This window comes from Mucilaginibacter aurantiaciroseus (assembly GCF_024055595.1).
Taxonomy (GTDB): Bacteria; Bacteroidota; Bacteroidia; order Sphingobacteriales; family Sphingobacteriaceae; genus Mucilaginibacter; species Mucilaginibacter aurantiaciroseus.
On sequence record NZ_JAMXOF010000001.1, the window covers coordinates 1,183,314 to 1,202,819 of the forward strand.

24 protein-coding genes and 1 pseudogene are annotated in these 19,506 nt (G+C 41.5%); 14 read left to right on the forward strand and 11 right to left on the reverse strand.

From position 1 onward, the window contains the following. Positions 1-26: 26 nt before the first annotated feature. Genes mgtE through NAF17_RS05470 form a run of 3 tightly spaced genes read left to right on the forward strand, consistent with a single transcriptional unit; the run spans position 27 to position 3,126 of the window. Positions 27-1,376: a magnesium transporter gene (gene mgtE / locus NAF17_RS05460; protein WP_252756967.1), complete on the forward strand. Its 1,350-nt coding sequence runs from the start codon at positions 27-29 to the stop codon at positions 1,374-1,376. A 27-nt stretch (positions 1,377-1,403) separates the two neighbouring features. Next, positions 1,404-2,420, forward strand: a complete 1,017-nt coding sequence (bioB, locus tag NAF17_RS05465) for a biotin synthase BioB (protein ID WP_252756968.1) — start codon at positions 1,404-1,406, stop codon at positions 2,418-2,420. Between the two features lie 19 nt (positions 2,421-2,439). Then, on the forward strand, positions 2,440-3,126 hold the full coding sequence (locus NAF17_RS05470) for a DUF6624 domain-containing protein (RefSeq protein WP_252756969.1): 687 nt from the start codon (positions 2,440-2,442) through the stop codon (positions 3,124-3,126). A 112-nt stretch (positions 3,127-3,238) separates the two neighbouring features. On the opposite strand, the gene NAF17_RS05475 is transcribed toward NAF17_RS05470, so the two are convergent. Genes NAF17_RS05475 through NAF17_RS05485 form a run of 3 tightly spaced genes read right to left on the reverse strand, consistent with a single transcriptional unit; the run spans position 3,239 to position 3,897 of the window. Further along, a complete protein-coding gene (locus tag NAF17_RS05475; protein ID WP_252756970.1) occupies positions 3,239-3,343 on the reverse strand; it encodes a hypothetical protein in 105 nt (34 codons plus the stop codon). A 7-nt stretch (positions 3,344-3,350) separates the two neighbouring features. After that, positions 3,351-3,509 carry a hypothetical protein gene (locus NAF17_RS05480; RefSeq protein ID WP_252756971.1) on the reverse strand — a complete coding sequence of 53 codons (159 nt, stop codon included), beginning with the start codon at positions 3,507-3,509 and terminating at the stop codon, positions 3,351-3,353. Positions 3,510-3,549: 40 nt separating this feature from the next. Beyond that, complete coding sequence (locus NAF17_RS05485) at positions 3,550-3,897, reverse strand: DUF3140 domain-containing protein (RefSeq protein WP_252756972.1); 348 nt, start codon at positions 3,895-3,897, stop codon at positions 3,550-3,552. A 115-nt stretch (positions 3,898-4,012) separates the two neighbouring features. Here NAF17_RS05485 and NAF17_RS05490 point away from each other — a divergent pair, with 115 nt between their 5' ends. The 4 genes and pseudogenes from NAF17_RS05490 (at position 4,013) to NAF17_RS05510 (ending at position 8,943) form a co-directional block, all read left to right on the forward strand. After that, positions 4,013-5,269 carry a putative DNA modification/repair radical SAM protein gene (locus tag NAF17_RS05490; RefSeq protein WP_252756973.1) on the forward strand — a complete coding sequence of 419 codons (1,257 nt, stop codon included), beginning with the start codon at positions 4,013-4,015 and terminating at the stop codon, positions 5,267-5,269. Next, the gene (locus NAF17_RS05495) at positions 5,269-6,030 is read left to right on the forward strand and encodes a TIGR03915 family putative DNA repair protein (protein WP_252756974.1); all 762 of its coding nucleotides are present in this window, start codon (positions 5,269-5,271) and stop codon (positions 6,028-6,030) included. The genes NAF17_RS05490 and NAF17_RS05495 overlap by 1 nt, the downstream gene beginning before the upstream one ends. 1,026 nt (positions 6,031-7,056) lie before the next feature. Next, positions 7,057-7,456: pseudogene (gene arr, locus NAF17_RS18185) on the forward strand (NAD(+)--rifampin ADP-ribosyltransferase). 137 nt (positions 7,457-7,593) lie between these two features. Continuing rightward, a complete protein-coding gene (locus NAF17_RS05510) occupies positions 7,594-8,943 on the forward strand; it encodes a PhoH family protein (protein ID WP_252756977.1) in 1,350 nt (449 codons plus the stop codon). A gap of 101 nt (positions 8,944-9,044) precedes the next feature. On the opposite strand, the gene NAF17_RS05515 is transcribed toward NAF17_RS05510, so the two are convergent. Beyond that, complete coding sequence (locus NAF17_RS05515) at positions 9,045-9,368, reverse strand: hypothetical protein (protein WP_252756978.1); 324 nt, start codon at positions 9,366-9,368, stop codon at positions 9,045-9,047. A gap of 4 nt (positions 9,369-9,372) precedes the next feature. Beyond that, complete coding sequence (locus NAF17_RS18070) at positions 9,373-9,495, reverse strand: hypothetical protein (RefSeq protein WP_256474428.1); 123 nt, start codon at positions 9,493-9,495, stop codon at positions 9,373-9,375. A gap of 352 nt (positions 9,496-9,847) precedes the next feature. Here NAF17_RS18070 and NAF17_RS05520 point away from each other — a divergent pair, with 352 nt between their 5' ends. Continuing rightward, positions 9,848-10,051: a hypothetical protein gene (locus NAF17_RS05520; RefSeq protein WP_252756979.1), complete on the forward strand. Its 204-nt coding sequence runs from the start codon at positions 9,848-9,850 to the stop codon at positions 10,049-10,051. Positions 10,052-10,236: 185 nt separating this feature from the next. On the opposite strand, the gene proC is transcribed toward NAF17_RS05520, so the two are convergent. Beyond that, positions 10,237-11,052 carry a pyrroline-5-carboxylate reductase gene (gene proC / locus NAF17_RS05525; RefSeq protein WP_252756980.1) on the reverse strand — a complete coding sequence of 272 codons (816 nt, stop codon included), beginning with the start codon at positions 11,050-11,052 and terminating at the stop codon, positions 10,237-10,239. A gap of 1 nt (position 11,053) precedes the next feature. Continuing rightward, a complete protein-coding gene (gene argB / locus NAF17_RS05530; RefSeq protein ID WP_252756981.1) occupies positions 11,054-11,845 on the reverse strand; it encodes an acetylglutamate kinase in 792 nt (263 codons plus the stop codon). Positions 11,846-12,112: 267 nt separating this feature from the next. On the opposite strand from argB, the gene NAF17_RS05535 reads away from it, so the two are divergent. From NAF17_RS05535 to NAF17_RS05560, 6 genes are all read left to right on the forward strand, one after another. Beyond that, positions 12,113-12,481 carry a BlaI/MecI/CopY family transcriptional regulator gene (locus tag NAF17_RS05535; protein ID WP_252756982.1) on the forward strand — a complete coding sequence of 123 codons (369 nt, stop codon included), beginning with the start codon at positions 12,113-12,115 and terminating at the stop codon, positions 12,479-12,481. Continuing rightward, positions 12,478-13,917 (forward strand): M56 family metallopeptidase, encoded by a 1,440-nt coding sequence (locus NAF17_RS05540; RefSeq protein ID WP_252756983.1) that lies wholly within the window; start codon positions 12,478-12,480, stop codon positions 13,915-13,917. Before NAF17_RS05535 ends, NAF17_RS05540 begins: the two co-directional genes overlap by 4 nt. A 22-nt stretch (positions 13,918-13,939) precedes the next feature. Beyond that, the gene (locus NAF17_RS05545) at positions 13,940-14,161 is read left to right on the forward strand and encodes a hypothetical protein (protein ID WP_252756984.1); all 222 of its coding nucleotides are present in this window, start codon (positions 13,940-13,942) and stop codon (positions 14,159-14,161) included. 166 nt (positions 14,162-14,327) lie between these two features. Next, positions 14,328-14,465, forward strand: coding sequence for an FAD-dependent oxidoreductase (locus tag NAF17_RS05550; protein WP_252756985.1), 138 nt, complete (start codon positions 14,328-14,330; stop codon positions 14,463-14,465). Positions 14,466-14,542: 77 nt separating this feature from the next. After that, a complete protein-coding gene (locus NAF17_RS05555; RefSeq protein ID WP_252756986.1) occupies positions 14,543-15,022 on the forward strand; it encodes an NAD(P)/FAD-dependent oxidoreductase in 480 nt (159 codons plus the stop codon). A 20-nt stretch (positions 15,023-15,042) separates the two neighbouring features. Further along, on the forward strand, positions 15,043-16,284 hold the full coding sequence (locus tag NAF17_RS05560; RefSeq protein WP_252756987.1) for a cation:proton antiporter: 1,242 nt from the start codon (positions 15,043-15,045) through the stop codon (positions 16,282-16,284). Here NAF17_RS05560 and NAF17_RS05565 read toward each other — a convergent pair. The 4 genes from NAF17_RS05565 to NAF17_RS05580 form a co-directional block, all read right to left on the reverse strand. Further along, the gene (locus NAF17_RS05565; protein ID WP_252756988.1) at positions 16,281-16,889 is read right to left on the reverse strand and encodes an FMN-binding negative transcriptional regulator; all 609 of its coding nucleotides are present in this window, start codon (positions 16,887-16,889) and stop codon (positions 16,281-16,283) included. The two genes, NAF17_RS05560 and NAF17_RS05565, sit on opposite strands and share 4 nt — an antisense overlap. A 1-nt stretch (position 16,890) precedes the next feature. Beyond that, positions 16,891-17,271, reverse strand: coding sequence for a hypothetical protein (locus NAF17_RS05570; RefSeq protein ID WP_252756989.1), 381 nt, complete (start codon positions 17,269-17,271; stop codon positions 16,891-16,893). Between the two features lie 10 nt (positions 17,272-17,281). Further along, the gene (locus NAF17_RS05575) at positions 17,282-18,232 is read right to left on the reverse strand and encodes a Rossmann-fold NAD(P)-binding domain-containing protein (RefSeq protein WP_252756990.1); all 951 of its coding nucleotides are present in this window, start codon (positions 18,230-18,232) and stop codon (positions 17,282-17,284) included. Positions 18,233-18,344: 112 nt separating this feature from the next. Continuing rightward, positions 18,345-19,475 (reverse strand): aspartate aminotransferase family protein, encoded by a 1,131-nt coding sequence (locus NAF17_RS05580; protein WP_252756991.1) that lies wholly within the window; start codon positions 19,473-19,475, stop codon positions 18,345-18,347. Positions 19,476-19,506 lie beyond the last annotated feature (31 nt).

Consider the following 19,506-nt stretch of genomic DNA (forward strand, 5'->3'; position numbering starts at 1 on the left):
ACTAAAATTGCTTATTTTGCCTGCACATGCAATCTTTTGAAATAAATAAAACTGACCTGCTCCGCATCAAAATTGCTCTTGAGGGCGACGATGCTCAATTACAGGCGGTTCTGAAAGAGTACCACTCTTCGGAGATTGCTATCTTGTTTGAGCGTTTGCCGCAGGAAGCCAAGGAACGCATCATCAATCTTCTTTCTACCGAGATAGCTACCGAGGTAATCTCTGAGATGAACGAGGAAGACCACCCGGAAGAGCTGTTGATAGGCCTGCACCCCGGGAAGCGTACCGAGATCGTAGAGGAAATGGACTATGACGTTGCGACGGACATTATCTCCCAGCTTGACAAGGAAGACCAGCAGGAAATTTTAGAGGATATTGACCACGAAGATGCCACCAGCATCCGCGCGCTATTAAATTACGACGAAGACACCGCCGGTGGTTTGATGAACTCGCAGGTGATTTGCGTAAACATCAACCTGGATAAAAAAGAAGCGCTGGACGAGATCATCCGCCAAAGCGAAGAGATGGAGGAGTTTTACACAATTTACGTGGTGAATGATACTAAGATCTTGCAGGGCATTGTTTCTATTAAAGACATTATAAAAGCCCGCGGCGAGGCCAAAGTACGCGACCTGGTGCAAACGGATTACGTTTACGTAAAAGCCGAGCTTGACCAGGAAGAGGTTGCCAAATTGATCTCGCAATATAATCTGACCACCATCCCCGTTGTTGACGATAATATGAAGCTGCTCGGCCGCATTACGGTGGATGATATCATCGACGTTATGGAGGCCGAGAATACCGAGGATATCCTGAAAATATCGGGTGTGTCTGAAGATGAAGAATTGAGCGGTAACTGGCAGGACGCGGTAAAAAGCCGTTTGCCATGGCTCATCATTAACCTTGGCACCGCTTTTTTGGCTGCATCTGTAATTAGGCAGTTTACCCATGTACAAGAAGAACTGCCCATTATTGTAGCTTATGTAACTATTATTGGCGGTATGGGTGGTAATGCCGCTACCCAGGCGCTTGCTGTAACCGTTAGACGTATTTCTTTAAGTGACCTAACCGACAGGCAAACGTATAGTACGGTTATAAAAGAACTTTCGGTAGGCTTAATAAATGGCGCGGCTAACGGCCTTATTGTGTTGGCGTTCGCTATTTTTTATGATAAAAACCCAATGTTGGGTGTAGTATTATTTTTGGCTATGACCGGTAATTTAATTGTAGCCGGTTTAACAGGCGCGGGCATACCGCTGATACTTAAAAGGGTAGGGATAGACCCGGCAGTGGCATCATCTATCATCATCACCACATTTACCGACTGTATTGGATTTTTGCTGCCTTTGTGGCTTGCAAGCCAACTTTTATTATAATTTTGACCCATCAAAACGAATACGAATATGACCGAAGTTAGATACAACTGGACACAGGAAGAAATTTCAAAAATATACCACTCACCCTTGCTCGACCTGATCTTTCGCGCAGGAACCATCCACCGCGAGAATAAGGATTATGCAGAGGTGCAGATAAGCTCGCTTATCTCTATAAAAACAGGCGGTTGCCCCGAAGATTGCGCATACTGCCCGCAAGCAGCACGTTACAACACCGGTGTGGATGTACATGCCATTATGCCTAAAGAAGAAGTAATCGCGGTAGCGCAAAAAGCGAAAAACGGCGGCGCTTCAAGGCTTTGTATGGGTGCTGCATGGCGCGAGGTACGCGATAACCGCGATTTTGATAAGGTGATTGACATGGTGAAAGCCGTGAACGAACTGGATATGGAAGTTTGCTGTACACTGGGCATGCTTACCGAGAGCCAGGCGCAACGCTTGGCCGATGCAGGCCTTTACGCTTACAATCACAACTTAGATACGTCTGAAGAAGATTACAAGCGGATCATCACCACCCGTACTTATGATGAACGCTTACAAACCTTAGACCATGTGCGTAAAGCAAAAATCTCGGTTTGTAGCGGCGGTATCATTGGCCTGGGCGAAACCGCGCAAGACCGGATCTCGATGCTGAAAACATTATCAAATATGCCAAAGCACCCCGAATCTGTACCGATCAATGCTTTGGTACCGGTACAAGGTACTCCATTGGCAGATCAGCCACGCGTATCTGTTTGGGATATGGTAAGGATGATAGCCACAACCCGTATCATTATGCCTAAAACCGTTGTAAGGCTTTCTGCAGGCCGTACCAAAATGAGCACTGTGGAGCAGGCCATGTGTTTTATGGCAGGCGCCAACTCTATCTTCGCCGGCGAGAAACTGTTAACCACGCCAAATCCATCATTTGACGAGGATATGGCGATGTTCCAGCTGTTAGGCTTAACCCCGCGTAAAGCATTCAAAAATGGCCGCCCTAATGTTTCTAAAGAAATTAGGGAAATGAGCATTAACGAGGTGATATAAGTTTAAATAATCGGTACAAATGAAACGTATAACCACCATACTGCTTTTTATTTGTGCCTTTGCTTTTGCGCAGGCGCAAACTAAAATAAACTTACCCTTAAAGCACGAACTAGACAGCATGTATGTGCTGGATCAGCATTACCGGGAGCTTATTTCTATTAAGTTAAATAGCAATAAGGTTGATTCGCTTACTAAACTTTATGGCGTTAATAAAACAGATTTAACTAATCATATTTGGAAACTGCAAACTGAGGCAGATTCATCAAATGTACGAAGGGTGGAGGCCATTATTAAACAATATGGCTATCCCGGTAAAACTTTAGTTGGCGAACCCACCAACGAAGCTGCTTTTTTTGTGTTGCAGCATTCTACCATAATAGATAAATATCTTTCCCTAATTGAAAATGCCGCTAAAGAAAAGCAATTGCCGTTTCGCCTTTACGCCATGATGAAAGACCGTTCGCTGATGTATAATAATAAGGAGCAAATTTGGGGGACACAGGCAAAAGGAATGAATATAGTAAATAAAGAAATAAGTAAACCCAGGTGGACATTCTTTATATGGCCTGTGATAGCCCCGGCCAATGTTAATCAACGCCGCAAAGAAGCCGGTTTCCCGGATACAGCCGAGGAAAATGCGAAACGCATGGGTATCACCTATAAAGTTTACACGCTGGAACAGGCACTTAAAGGCCAGATAGATTAAGCACAAAATATTCCTGTAACAAAACGCTTTTTATACAATCTTTCGAACGAAGTATCTTTGGTCGAAATGCCACAGCTATTAAATGTATTTCGCTAAATAAAACCTTTTTTAATTAATAATCCGCAAATTGCTCGTCAGGGTAACACCAAAGCCAGCGCTCGCCAGGTTGGGCCGATGCTATTACCGGATGATGCCCGGCATGATAGTGTTTGGTCATATGTTGCTCATCGCTTTGGTCGCATTACAGGGTAACGCCGCAGGTTTGGCAGGTGAAACCACTTGGCACCTTGTTTAACGCACTCTTCGCAGACGTGGTCATCGCTTAATTTTACTTCTTTAATGGCTTGCAGGTGCTGGCAAAAGCTTGGGTTGATATCAGGCATAAGTTGATAACTTATTCATTAAGATAGTAAGTCATCCGATTTACTTCAAATAATCATGCCCCCAATTTTTCAACGAATAATCCCAATTGGAACCTTTTGGCTCTTTTGGCTTTTGTGCCATATGACGGGCAATATAACCGTGTACTTTTTGCATATGTTTATAATCAGCATCCGTTAAGTCGTTTTTCTTCTTCTTTAAAATTTTAATAATATGTTTACCTGATTTATGTCCAATAGATTCGCCGTCTCCGCTATCAAAGCCAACTTTTTTCGATTCTTCCGTTATAAGCCATTTTTCTAATGTGGGGACTGTCATATTTACCGTTTTATTAAATTCCTTATAAATCTCTTCGTGTTCCTGTTTTTCTTTATCTGTTACCTTATTCATAAAGTATACAAAGCAATAGCTGTACCAGATTATTAAATTTTTATTCCAAAAACATCTAAATATAATTTTATATCGGCACATAATTTACTAATTATATTAGTATTTTTGAAATGATATGAATGTAGACAGGATAACGGAAAAGTTAAACATATTGGCAGATGCGGCAAAGTACGATGTATCGTGCGCAAGCAGCGGCAGCAAGCGTAAAAATGAAAATAAAGGATTAGGGAACGCCAGTAATGGCATTTGTCACTCTTACACCGAGGACGGTCGTTGTGTGTCGTTACTAAAAATCCTGCTTACCAATCATTGCATTTTTGATTGTGCTTATTGTGTATCGCGTAAGAATAATGATATCCAGCGGGCTGCTTTTACTGTGCAAGAGGTTGTGGATCTCACCATTAACTTTTACCGCCGCAACTATATCGAGGGCTTGTTCCTCAGCTCAGGGATTTTTAAAGATGCCGACTACACAATGGAACGCCTTGTCCGAATCGCTAAAAAACTCCGCACAGAGCATAAGTTCAATGGCTATATTCATCTCAAATCTATTCCCGGTGCCAGTGATGAACTGATGAATGAAGCGGGCCTGTATGCCGACCGCCTAAGCGTTAACCTGGAAATGCCAACAGAAGCAGGCCTCAAACTTTTAGCGCCAGACAAGAACCAGGCGGATATGATCAAACCAATGGGCTACATAAGGAATGCCATCATCCAGCGAACGGAAGAAAAGAAACTGTTTAAAAAAGCGCCCATATTTGCACCCGCCGGGCAAAGTACACAGGTAATTATTGGCGCCACGCCAGAAAATGATAACGAAGTGCTACATTCTGCCAATTACTTTTATAAAAATTTTAACTTAAGGCGGGTTTATTATTCTGGTTATGTGCCGGTATTGGCCGATAGCCGTTTGCCTGCTTTAAATACCAGCGTGCCTATGGTGCGCGAGAATCGCCTTTACCAGGCCGACTGGCTGATGCGTTTCTACGGTTTTAAAGTGAATGAGATTGTAAATGACAGCCAGCCAAATTTAGACCTGGACATCGACCCAAAATTGAGCTGGGCCATCCGTAATATGCAGGCATTTCCAGTAAATATCAATAAAGCCGATCTGCAGATGATCTTGCGGGTGCCGGGCATTGGCTTATTATCGGCACAAAAAATTGTGAAGGCACGCATGTTTGGCAAGCTGAATTGGGATCAGTTGAAGAAAATGGGGGTAGCCCTAAACCGCGCCAAGTATTTTGTTACCTGTAATAGCAATGAATTTGAACGGAGGGATTTAACGGGAAGTAATATTAAGCAATTTATATTGGCAACATCGCAAAGCAAATATTTAAAGAATACCCAAGTACAGTTAAGCCTTTTTTAATGATGACTACTTTAGTTTACGACGGCACTTTTGAAGGTTTGCTTACCTCGGTTTTTGAGGTTTATGACCGTAAGCTGGACCGCGTTAATTTGCAAAAGACGCGGTTGGATAGCAATGCCCTCTTTGAAGATAAGCTGAATGTAATAACTGATAATGGCCGCGCCAACCGGGTGTTGAAAGGTTTAAAGCAAAAGATCTCGTCGATGGGGTTACAGCGCCTTTACTCAGCGCATTTGGCGGAGATGGACGGTGAGGATAATAATTTATTGGGGTACATCCGCTATGCTTTTGATGCCAGGCAAAATATTGAGGAAGATTACGGGAATAAATTTGTATTACGCGTATCAGAAGTAGTACGTATGGTAAGGCGCGAAAAACATAGGATGGAGGCCTTTGTCCGTTTTCAGAAATTGAAGGATGGTCTTTTTTATGCCGCAGTAGAGCCAGACTTTAATGTGCTGCCCTTGCTTATCCGCCATTTTAAAAGCCGTTATGCCGATCAGAAATGGATCATATATGATATTAAACGTAAGTATGGTATTTATTACAACCTGCATAACTGCGAATATATCTCGCTCGATTTTGCTAACGAAAGTAAGCCCGGCGATGTGGTTGCCGCCTTTACTGAGGATGAGGAGATTTACCAGCATCTTTGGAAGAACTATTTTACCAGCGTAAACATCCCATCCCGCAAAAACACCAAGTTACATGTACGCCATATACCCAAAAGATACTGGAAGCATTTGACGGAAAAAATCTAAAATTATACATTTTAAGCATTTTTTATTTAGATAGATGTGAGAATTTAGCTGATACATGTGTGTAAAGGGCGATGTTTATAACCTTACAGTTGGTGGCGTAAATTACTATATGATAATGCCAAAGCCATGTGGATAAACCTTAAATAATTGTTGAAAACGTGTTAATAAGAAAAATAAAAAACATTTGCGAAAAGGGCTTCATGTCCCTATATTATCTATCAAGAACGACGTACTTTGACAACCTTACAGGAATACAAAACTTAATCGGGTGAACTTAAGGTGAACTAAAGATAAGGGAAGTGCCTGAGTCATTTGAAGGGGATAGGATACGAAAGTAATTTACCGCGGTAATGGTTAACGAGGTATTACAGGTTTTGCGAAAGCCTAAGAGCAGCAGCAAACAAAGTAATGGCCTTGGAGGAATCGGCGTTAGCGTAACAAAAAGATATCGGCATTTAAACGAATAAAGAAGTAGCAGTGTTGCACAGATAACGAAGGAGTCGATTTCCCCTCGGGAGAAGTGACCAAATCAGCATCAGTATATGAGATGATTCATCAGTACTCGCAAGAGGAAAGATGGACACATACGAAACGGACCTGAATGCGTCACCAACCGCAAGCAGACAAACAAGATCAGCATCATTGTTAATATTTGAAGCATCGGCATTCGCAAAAAATAAAGAGACATCAGCGTTCGCAATAACAAAGAGGATAGCAGGTCGGTTAATTTCACACAAAACTTGGTGCTTCATGCCGGCTATGGTCATTCATGAGGTCAGGAAAAACGGGGGTCATTTCGCAAGAAGAGGCTTCTGTTTTCCTATTTTAAGAGGATTTTACTTTCCGCCATCTCAAGTATCCATACTTTACTTGATAATCACTCCTTAATCGCCCGCGCTGGATTTATAAATGAGACTTTGATGTTATGAGAACGCCATTATAATTATTACATTGTGCTTTAAAAAAATAGTAAAAAGTACATTATTAGTGCTTTATATCTTATATTTTTGATTTCAATCTGATAAAATGAACACATCGACCGATATCAAAAACGAACTAAATGCACAGCAATTTTTCCATGGTACTAAGGCGAATTTAAAGCAAAGAGACATTATTTCCGCTGGCTTCAATTCAAATTATGGCAAGCAAAACAAAGCAAAATACGTCTACTTCGCAGCGACCATGGATGCTACTACCTGGGGAGCCGAACTTGCTCTGGGCGAGGCGCATGGTAGGATTTACATTGTGCAACCAACCGGCTTTTTTTGAAGACGACCCAAATTTAACCAACAAAAAAATCCCCGGCAACCCAACCAAATCATACCGCACAGTAAAACCACTTCTTATTATTGGTGAAGTTAAAGACTGGGAAGGGCACCCGCCGAAACTGTTAAAGCAAATGCATGATAACATTAAAAGAACTTGACAAAAAGGCTATAGAAGATTAACCAATAGTCAAGTCAGGCGTCCACGCTTAAAAGGCGGTGTGCATACCTTTCCCAACAATTATAACATTTTCAACATCTGCTGCAAGTCACCAACCAAAATGCCTATTTTACATTAATGAAGGAATCTACAGGAAAAACGGACGGAAAAAAGAAAATATTTGTGCTGGATACCTCGGTTATACTTTATGACCATAACGCCTTTGAGAACTTCCAGGAACACGACGTAGCAATACCCATACAGGTATTAGAGGAGTTGGATAATATGAAGAGCGGTAACGATACCCGCAACTTTGAAGCCCGCAGCTTTATAAGGCTGATTGACGATATGTCGAAAAGCCGCCTTATAAACCAATGGATTCCGCTTAATGGCAAAAGCAAGGGTAGCTTTAAGGTTATTATGGATGCCAAAAATAGCAGTGCCGATGCCGAGGTAGTTTTTGGATCGGATAAAATAGACCATCGCATATTGAACGCCGCACTGGGTGTGCAATTCGAGAACCCTGATAAAAAGGTAATCCTGGTATCAAAAGATATCTGCCTGCGGCTGAAAGCCAAATCTCTTAACCTTTATGCCGAAGATTACGAAACCGGTAAAGTAAAAAACCTCGAAGAACTTTACAACGGTAAAACTACGCTGAACAAGATCACCGAGAAACTTTTAGCTAAACTCAACAAGAATGATAGCCTGCCCATTGATGACCTAGACATCGACCCAAAAGCCGGCAACCAATTTTATATATTAAATAGCAAGAATGGCTCAACATCAAGTTTCTATAATTCGCAAAGCGGATTGTTGGAGAAAGTAACCGAGCAACCCGTACTGAACATATACCCACGTAATGCGGAACAAGCTTATGCCATACACGCTTTATTGCACCCCGATATTAAATTGGTAACCATACAAGGCAACGCCGGGACTGGTAAAACCCTGTTAGCTCTTGCCAGCGCGCTGGAGCAGCGTAAGCATTACCGACAAATCTTCGTAACGCGCCCCATTGTACCGCTTAGCAATAAAGATATAGGCTTTTTACCCGGCGATGTAAAATCAAAGATAGACCCTTACATGGCCCCGATATGGGATAACCTGAAGTTTATTAAAGACCAATTTGCCGAAGATGAGAAAATACAGGCCAAGTTGGACGAACTGGTGGCAAATGATAAGATCTCTATCACACCGCTGGCATTTATCCGCGGGCGTACGCTGAGTAAGATTTTTTTTATAGTGGATGAGGCGCAGAATTTGACGCCTCACGAGGTAAAAACCATTATATCCCGCGCAGGCGAAAACAGCAAGTTTGTATTTACTGGAGATATTTACCAGATTGACACTCCTTATTTAGATGCCGAAAGTAACGGGTTATCGTATCTGATAGACAAGGCCAAGGGGCACCCACTTTACGCACACATTACCCTGCAAAAAGGGGAGAGGAGCGAACTGGCTAATTTAGCTACGGAGAGGTTGTAAAAAAGCCCGAGATATCCTGAATTTGTTTCAGGATATCTCGGCTGAATATGTATAGTCTTTGCAAGTGAAATGCCGAAATAAATTCGGCATGATGGCTTGATTTATGTCCTTGGCCTTTTTGGGTTAAACGCCACCAAGTAATCCAGTTCATCGGCTATAATGGTTCGTTTGTCAACCTGGCTGTCATCTCGCGTGTACGATTGCTTAAGCCCTGCTTTTACAAGATTTAAAACCTGCAACAATATTTCGGGGCCCATTTTAGTAGCATTGGTTGGAAAAAAATTACGTTGTATCTTGATCCTGTCGGCATTGGATGCCATGCTAAATTCCCAATTATCGTCGGCTTTAAAACCATGTTCTTTCGAAAGGTTATTTAGCTCATACAGGTACATTTTTGTTTGTGTCTCAATGCTTTGTTCGCTCATTTAATTATTTTTTGCCTAAATCGGAGGAAGCCGAGCCTTTACCTGATTGATATGCTGATTGTTTTTTGTTCACGTTTACGGTAGGCTGTTTTTTAACTTCCTTTACCGTTTTTCTGTCTTTACTCATGGTGTTAGATATTTGATGTTTATCAAAATCCGATAATCGAGCCTGCAGTTAATGCAGCTTAAAACTATCGGCAATGCCTTATTAAAATGGTTATGTATAAATAAGGAATTTCTTAAAGCTAACCTTTATTTATTGTAAATGAGCAGGTTTCGCATTTTTAATAAAATAGTACTTAAATAACTATAAAAAGCTTGAAATATTATGAGCTGATTTACAGCACGCTATCAGTTTAAACAAAGCTTAAAAGATTTTATTTATAGGAAAATCCGTTTCAAATACCTATATTGTACACCTACGAAGCATCCGCTTTTAAAGCAGGTGCTTTTTTTATTAACTTACCCCGATAAAAACTATGGCTAAATCCCAGGCAACGTTCATGAAAAAGCAGCTCGAAAAAAACAGAGCAAAAAAGAAAGAAGATAAAGCACAACGTAAACAAGAGCGCCAGGAAAGTTCTACCGGCGGCGACTTAGACGGTATGATGGCCTACGTTAATGAATTTGGCGAGATCGTATCAACCCCACCCGAGAAGAAAACCCAAACTGACGACGAATAACCCCGCCAGAGATATTTGTAGATGGCCTTGCCCCAATATTCTCCTAAAAGGGCAGCGCCTTTTTGTTAAGCCTAGTAAATATACAACACCATTAAGTGCATACATATTCTTATTAAACAATCAAATCTCTTGTTAAAAAACACAGGACAATTTGATATGTTTAATAAACACGTTTTTATATAAAACTATTCGCTTTTGTAAAGTGCACCGGCTTTCTCGGCCGATACTTTAATACCTTTTATCATAGCCGAGCTAAAACCATTATGCTCCATCTCATTTAAGCCGGCAATAGTACAACCTTTGGGCGAGGTAACCTTATCAATTTCCTGCTCGGGGTGTGATGACAGTTGCAATAGCAGATCGGCAGCGCCTTTAGCGGTTTGCGCAGCCATTTTAAGTGCATCATGTGCGTGGAAACCAATTTCGGTACCGCCTTGTGATGCCGCACGGATAGAGCGCAAAAAGAACGCTATACCACATGCACAAAGTGCCGTGGCAGAGGTCATCAATTCTTCATTGATTTGGATGCTTACACCAACCGTATCAAATAAGGATAGCACTAAACTTACGTTTGCGGGGGATGCATTATCGGTAGCAATACAAGTCATGCTTTGGCCTATGGCAATAGCGGTGTTAGGCATCGCGCGGATTACCTGCACATCCAAATCCAGCTGTTTCCGTATATCCTGACAGCTTACGCCCGATACTACCGAAATTAACAAATGTTTGGTTTGATTAGTGGTGGGTTTTATCTCGTCCAGCAACTTATTCAATTGCTGCGGAAGAATGGCTAATACCACAATATCTGCTTTGGTAACAGCATCTGCATTGCTGGAGGTTACATTGTAGCCTTCATCTGCCAAAGCAGACAGCGCGGGTACATTACGGCGAGTAAGAGTGATTTGCTGCGGGGTAAAAATGCCTGCTTTTACCAATCCTTTGGCTAATGCAAGCCCTATATTACCGCTGCCTAATATGGCTATATGCTGTTGTGTTTCCATTTTACTTACTTAAACGGGTACCAAAACCCTCTTTTTCCTTTAACTGCCCCAAATCATCTGAGTGGCCTATAATAACCGCCTTTACACCGCATGAAATTGCGGTAAAGGCATTATTCAGCTTGGGAAGCATCCCGCTGTGGATGATCTTTTCCTTCTTCAATCTCTCGTATCGCTCGGGGTTTATATCCCTGATAAGCGAATCCTCATCATTAATATCCTGTAATACGCCTTTTTTCTCAAAGCAATATATAAGCGTGGTTTCGTACAGCTTTGATAATGCAACCGCCAGTGCAGATGCAATAGTATCGGCATTTGTGTTTAATAGCTGGCCTTCACCATCGTGCGTTAAGGCACAAAAAACAGGTATGAAGCCGCCATCAAGCAACTTGCTTACATTTTTGGGATTGATAGAACCATCGAACAGGTCGCCCGCAAAACCATAATCTATCGTTTTGACAGGCCGTCTTTTGGCTCGGATAAAGTCGCCATCTGCACCGGTGAGGCCAATGGCGTTATTGCCGTAACGCTGCAATTGTGCCACAACGTTTTTGTTGATCAATCCGCCATAAACCATCGTAACCACGCGCAGGGTATCAATATCGGTTATCCTGCGGCCATCAACCAGTTTGGCTTCGATGCCCATACTTTCCGAGATTTGTGTTGCAACCTTGCCACCGCCATGCACCAGTATTTTAAAACCCTCAAGCGCAGTAAAATCTTTCAGAAAACGGTGCAGGTTTTCTGAGTTATCTATTACGTTACCGCCAATTTTAATGATGTGCAGGGCTTGCATAGGGTATTATATATAAGTTCGATGGCAATTATAGTTATTTTTTGGGGATGGCGTAGGTTTTTTAACCACAAAAGGCATATGGTTTTTTCGCATAGAGCACCGATCTATCAATCAAACCTTAGTGAATTTCGTATTTCTTTTCTTTGTGAACCACGTTTTTTAAAAATACTAACTTGAAAATCAATTACTTAGAATTAAAAACTGATAAATAAGTTATATAACTTAAAATATAGTTGTATAACTGAAATATAAGTTATAAGTTTGGTTATGGACGAGTTAACAAAAACAGAAGAGCGCGTAATGCAGGTACTTTGGGAACTGAAAAAGGCTTTTGTGAAAGACATCATCGAAGCCATGCCCGATGACCCCAAGCCGCCGTACAATACCATATCATCGGTAGTTAGGCTGCTGGAGAAAAAGGGGTATGTAGACTATAAAGCTTATGGCAAAACTTACGAATACTTCCCAACCATCAGCAAAGTAGATTATCGTAAGGCATCTTTTAAAAAGATGTTTACGGGGTATTTTGACAACTCGGTAGACAGCCTTTTATCCTTTATGGTGAAAGAGCAAAAACTGGGGGAAAGCGATATCAAAAAAATTCAGGACATGATCGATAAAAACTCAAAACGATGAAGACCATAATTTATCTGCTACAGGTGTCGGCATGTACCGGTATCTTTTATGTTTTTTATTTCCTGCTGCTGCGCAGGATGACCTTTTTTAAGCTTAACCGCTGGTATTTGGTGGGTACATTATTACTAAGTTTAATGATACCGGCAATAAACCTGCCTGTAGATGCTACGCATCCACCTGCCATTATGCAGCCTGTGGTTTTTGTGAATATAATGCAGTTGGTAGAGGAGCCCATCCAAGCAATTCAATTTACCCCGCAACGGGCTATTGAGCACCGTTTTGATTGGGTTAAACTCATCCAAACCGTTTATTTGGCTATTGCATTATTGTCGGTTGTTCATCTGTTGTTCACATTATTGGTTTTCGCAAGGCAGATGAAAAACAAGGAGTTGATGCAGATAGGCAACGTTAAAGTTTTGCGAGGCAGCAAAACGCTTGGCAACAGCTCATTTTTTAACGTAATATTTATCAATGACGATGAACTGGAGCCGCATGAGATCAAACAAATCATCGCTCATGAACTGCTACACGTAAAGTTGAGGCACAGCGCAGACAGGCTTTTTGCAAGGCTGGTACTTATTGTGATATGGTTTAACCCGTTCGCCTATTGCTACATCCGGTCGATAGAAGAGAACCACGAGTTTGAGGTTGACCGTATAGCCGCTGGCGCCGCCGATAAAAGCATGTACGCCACATTGCTGTTCAAATTATCGGTATCGGGCCAGAGTTATCTGATGCACAGCTTTAGTAAAGTGCCGCTTAAAAGCCGAATAGCCATGTTGTTTAACAAACCCACCTCAAATATGAAAAAGATAACTTATGCGCTTGTGCTACCTGTTGTAGCCATAAGCTGCCTGGCCTTTGCAAACCTGGAAAGGAAAACCCCGGCTAAAACATCATCTTCTAAAGCATCAACTAAAACGGATACGGTATTAATGGATACTTTAAAAAGATATCGCTCAAAAACCAAACGTACGTCCGCCCAAAAAATAGCAGATGATAGTTCTGCAGTAGAATTTAGGACTTACACAAAATCGGCAGATAGCAGGTATAAAAATGAACTGGCCACGCGTGTGCAAATGAAATTGCTTACTTATAAAGTAGTAGGGATAATTGATAGCACAGCTAAATCATACCATTTTACCGGGTATAAACTAACACAAGGCAAAGATGAATTTGCACTTAGATACAGATATGGATTGACAAAATCTATCCAAGGATTGTTTAAAGTTGGCGATGAAATCCAATTACAATCATCGGGTGCGATGTGGACAAAAGAGTTCCCATTAATTATTGAGCCGACATTGATAAAAAAGGATGAGCAGATAATATTTCAATCAACAAAAAATACATTGCGTAAAAGCGCATTTTTATACGAAGTTAACACAGTGCGCTACGCAAATGGCTTAGTAACAAACATCAAAGAAACACCCTAAAGGTAACTGGAAAAGCGCAGTAGTGGAGTCAAACGGTTTTTACATCAAATTTAATATTAAACCATCAGCTCCGGAGTTTACTAACATTAAACAGGGCGATAATGTAACTTTCCGCTTTGTGCACGAAGTTAAAACCGGCGAAAAAGATTATACAGTTGATGATTGGGTAGCTATTAGTAACGATAACAAGTTTTATGGCGTTAAAAACCCCGACTTCTTTCACAAATTCTACGAAAAAATATAATAAACCTAAACTCAGTTAATTAAGAAAAGTTATGGGGACGCCTGTCGCTTTTTTTTGTTTGATCACTACAAAAATAACCCTTGTTAAAACACATATCCGCTTTATCCTGTTAGGTAATAAACCCAGCGGTTGTTTATTCATTAATTTGCAGCCGGTTAACTAACATATGGATAAACAAACAAGCGCTATGCCCCGCGTTATCATTATTGGCGGTGGCTTTGGCGGCGTACAACTGGCTAAAAAATTAAAGCACGCACCTTTAGAAGTCCTGTTGCTGGATAAACATAATTACCATACTTTTTGAAAATAGATGACGGCACTACCATCAATACCCGCAATGTATTTTAGGCGGCGGGAGTTAGTGGCGAGGCACCTACCGGCATGTCCGAAGAAAGCGTTTTGAAAGGCGGCCGCTTAATAACCGACGGAATAAACCGAATTAAAGGTTTTACCAACGTTTTTGCCATTGGCGATGTATCGGCAGTAGTAACAGAGAAAAATCCCGTAGGCTTCCCCGGTGTGGCGCAGGTTGCATTGCAGCAGGGCAAGCAGCTGGTTAAGAACATCATTAATCTGGTTAACGGCAAGCCTATGATTGCTTTTACTTACGTAGATTTGGGTACCATGGAAACCATTGGCCGTAACAAAGCAGTTGCCAATTTGCATAAACTGCGTTTCAAGGGCTTTTTTGCATGGTTGTTGTGGATGTTCGTGCACCTAATGTCGCTGGCCGGTTTCAGCAATAAGGCAATCGTAATTTTTAATTGGGCGGTTAACTACCTAACCCGCAACAGCGATAACAGGTTAATTATTCATTATTTTAAAACAAATACTATGACGATGGACCCGGTTGCCCGGTAAATTATCACAAAACGTACCCCATGGATATGTTCCTCATTATAGCGCTACTAATTATTGTGAGCGCCGTTTATTCTTACATTAATGCCCGATTTTTAAAACTACCGGGTACAATAGGAATAGTCACACTCGCAATATTGGGCTCTATTTTAACAATAGTTATCGAAAATCTTGACCCCGGTATAGCCAGATACCTTACCGTTTTGGCCAAGCACATTAACTTTTCTACTACTGTGCTAAACGTTATGCTGGGCTTTTTACTGTTTGCAACAGCCTTTAACTTAGATACCCGAAAACTTAAAAGAGAAATGCGCCCGGTATTGATATTGAGCACCTTAGGCGTTATAATTTCAACTACAGTATTTGGCGCTTTATTTTACTGGATAACCGGGTTTATAGATATTAAGGTCCCCTTTGTATACTGCTTGCTTTTTGGAGCATTGGTTTCTCCTACCGATCCGGTTGCAGTGGCGGCTGTGATAAAAGGCTCCAAATTACCTGCAAACCTGGAAACAATTATTTCAGGAGAATCGCTATTTAACGATGGCGTAGGGTTGGTGTTGTTCCTGTTGATATTGGAGGTTACGCAGTCGGGGGTAAATAATTTGGATATTACCAAAGCTATATTACTTTTTATCCAGGAAGTTTTTGGAGGGATAATATTAGGCGCTGTAACAGGTTGGCTGGCGTTCAAGTTAATGAAATCCATAAACGATTTCCAAACCATTGTGCTGGTTTCTTTAGCTTTGGTAATGTTCGATTCGGTATTGGCTTCGTTTTTAAATTTATCTATCCCACTTGCAGTGGTTACAGCAGGGTTGTTTGTGGGTGGCAGGTCTATCAATGCTGACAATAAAGAAAAATCGCATGAGGCGCTGGAGGATTTTTGGCTACTGATAGACGAGATCCTCAATGCGGTACTTTTTGTGATGATAGGCCTGCAAATGGTTAATGTACCGTTCATCAGCAACTACTGGATCACTGGTGGTATAGCTATTGTAATTATTCTTGGAGCAAGATGGATGAGTATAATGTTGCCACTAACTTTTTTAAGGAAATCACTAAATGTGAATTACAATAGTATAAATATACTTACTTGGGCAGGTTTAAGAGGAGGAATTTCTATCGCGTTAGCATTGGCTTTACCCGTATCGCCGTACAGGCATATGATCCTATCGGGAAGCTATTTTATTGTGATATTTTCTATCGTGGTGCAGGGCTTATCGCTTAACAGGCTTATCAACGCGTCGTACAAAAAAAATTAAGCATTCTTTTTCATATAAGCCGCAATCTCGCGCTCCGTTGGATCTATAGATCTACTTAATGAGGCAATAATGTTCTCGCGCTCTAACTCCGTGCGGTTTTGGCTGAGTTTCTTTTTGCCCTGCAGATCGGTCACTATTATTTCGAACGCCGTGATGCCGTTCATCATTTTAGATTTATAGTCATCGGGCAGGGTATCCCATTGCTTGCGGTAATCGGCTTCATAAAAGCCTATCATCTTCTCCAGCAAAGCTGCAACCTGCGTGTTATTATCAATCAAAGTAGCTTTACCATACACATGTACGGAGAGGTAATTCCATGTAGGTACATTTTGCTCTTTTTCGTAATTGGTAGGAGAAATGTACGCATGCGGCTCGGTGAAGATCACCAGTAAGGTTTCATTAAATACAGATTCCGCCTGCGGGTTTGCTTTGGCAAAGTGAGAGATCAATACCAGTTTATCGCCGCGTTGTTCAACTATAAAGGTTAGGTGTGTAGCCTCTGGAACGCCATTCATCATCGTTACCATCGTAGCAAAGCTGTACTTCTGCATAAAGTTGATAGCTTCCAGATGGTCAGATATTTGAAAGTGTTTAGGCGTATACACGTTATTTAAATAAATTATTATAATTATTAACGTGATGTGTAAACAGTGTTTCATATAGTGGATATGCTATTCCAAAAATCGAAATCTCAAAGCCTTCGCTATCCATACCAGAAATAGAACACGATAATCCTTGTATGATGTTTAGATTTTTGTCTTTTACGTGCAAAGTTGGGATATTGTATGTATTTATCCATTTGTCCTCGATATATTCTGAAAACTCTATATTTCGAGTAATACAATAATTTCTCAAAAAATCGTACTCAAATTTATTATCATCGCCATAGATAATTCCGAATACTACACCCATTGGCGCATCAGCTTTTTCGAGTTTGGTAACCCCAATTTTTAGATCACCCAGAAAGATATCATATTCAACAATCATAAGGCATATATTACAATGCTTCCAGCATTTGCTTTAAAACCGCCTGCGCTGCCCAAACACGGTTACCCGCTTCATGAACAACAATAGATTTTGGGCTATCCAGGATCTCTGATGACAGCTCCAAGTCGCGGCGTACAGGTAAACAGTGCATTACTTTGGCATTTGGGGCTACGGCATCCAGCCTGGTATTATTCAGCATCCAATCCTCGTTGCCACCGATTACCGCACCGTAAGGCTCGTATGCCGACCAATTTTTAACGTATATAAAATCCGCGTCTTTTATAGCCTCGTCCTGATCATGAGTGATGTTTGCGCCGTTAGTGAAATCAGCAGAAAGCTCGTATCCGGCCGGGTGGGCAATGGTGAAATCCACATTGGCCTTGCACATCCATTCGGCAAAAGAATTGGGCACAGCTTGCGGCAGGGCCTTTATATGCGGCGCCCAGGATAATACTACCTTCGGGCGGGGTTTGGTTTTTAATTCTTCGATGGTCACCAGGTCGGCGAGACTCTGCAATGGATGGCGGGTAGCCGATTCCAAACTCACTACCGGCACTTTACAAAATTCAACAAACTTGTTAAAAATGGTTTCACTGTAATCTTCTTCGCGGTCTTTCAATCCCGGGAAAGAGCGCACGCCAATAATGTCAGAGTATTCGCCCATAACACTGGCAGCTTCGCGAATATGCTCTACGGTTGTACCGTTCATGATCATGTTGTCGCGCAGTTCAAGTGCCCAACCTTCTTTATCGATGTTCAGCACAATAACATTCATGCCCAAATTCGCGCCCGCTTTTTGGGTGCTTATGCGCGTACGCAGGCTTGGGTTCAGGAAAATAAGGCTCAGGGTTTTGTTTTTGCCCAAATGCTGGTGCGCGTATGGGTTTTGTTTTAATTGTAATGCTTCGGCAACCAGCGCCTTAACATCTTTAACATCATTTACCGAAGAGAATAGTTTCATAATAGCCTCACCCTAAGTCCCTCTCCGGGGGAGAGGGACATTATTTTATTTCTGTAAAAATATAATTAAATTCTAAACCGCTCAATATCAAGCCTCCCCAACTTGGGGAGATTTAGAGGGGGCGTAAAGTTGTAGCAAAAGCTTCCAGAAACCTATCCGCATGAGTTTTTGTTAAATTCAATGCAGGCAGCAACCTAACCACGTTTGGTTTTGCTTCCCCTGTAAATATTTTGTGCTTGAACAGCAGGTCTTTTTTAACGTTGCTTAACTCCTCTGGCAGGTCGATACCTATCATTAGGCCACGGCCGCGAACTTCTTTTACTTTATTGAATTTCTTTAACTCCTCTATTAAATAAGAACCAACCTCTGCTGCGTTTTGCATCAGGTTATCGCGTTCTATAACTTCTAACACAGCTAAACCCGCGGCACAAGCTAAGTGGTTACCACCGAATGTAGTGCCCAGCATACCATAAGCAGGTGCAATTTTAGGGGATATAATAATACCGCCGATAGGGAAACCATTACCCATACCTTTTGCCATGGAATAAATATCGGCATTTATACCAGCGAAATCGTGCGAGAAAAATTTACCTGTACGGCCATAACCACATTGCACTGAATCCGCAATAAAAACGGCGTTATATTCATCGCAAAGCGACCTTATCTTTTGCAGGAAGCTAACAGGGGCAACTTGTATCCCACCAACACCCTGGATGCCTTCGATAATTACTGAGGACACCTCATTGTTTTTGAAAGCATCTTCCAAAGCCGTCTCATCATTCCATGGCAAAAATATTACGTTATCGGTTTCGTTAACCGGGGCAATAATTTTAGGATTATCGGTAGCCGCAACTGCAAGCGAAGTACGGCCGTGAAAAGCCTTTTTAAAGGCGATTATTTTCCTTTTTCCGTTATAGAAAGAAGCCAGTTTTAAAGCATTTTCATTTGCTTCAGCACCAGAATTACAAAGGAATAGCTGGTAATCTTCCTTACCTGAAATATGGCCTAATTTTTCTGCCAGTTGGGTTTGTAATGGAATTTCTATCGAGTTAGAATAGAAACCTATCTGGTGCAACTGGTCTTCTAACCGTTTTACATAATACGGGTTGGTGTGGCCGATTGAGATAACAGCGTGCCCACCGTAAAGGTCAAGATATTCGGTGCCTTTGTCGTCATAAACAAGGCTACCAACGCCTTTTACGACATTAATTGGATTGATTGGATATACGTCGAATAATTTCATTTTATTATTGAAAAAATTAATACTTAATGGA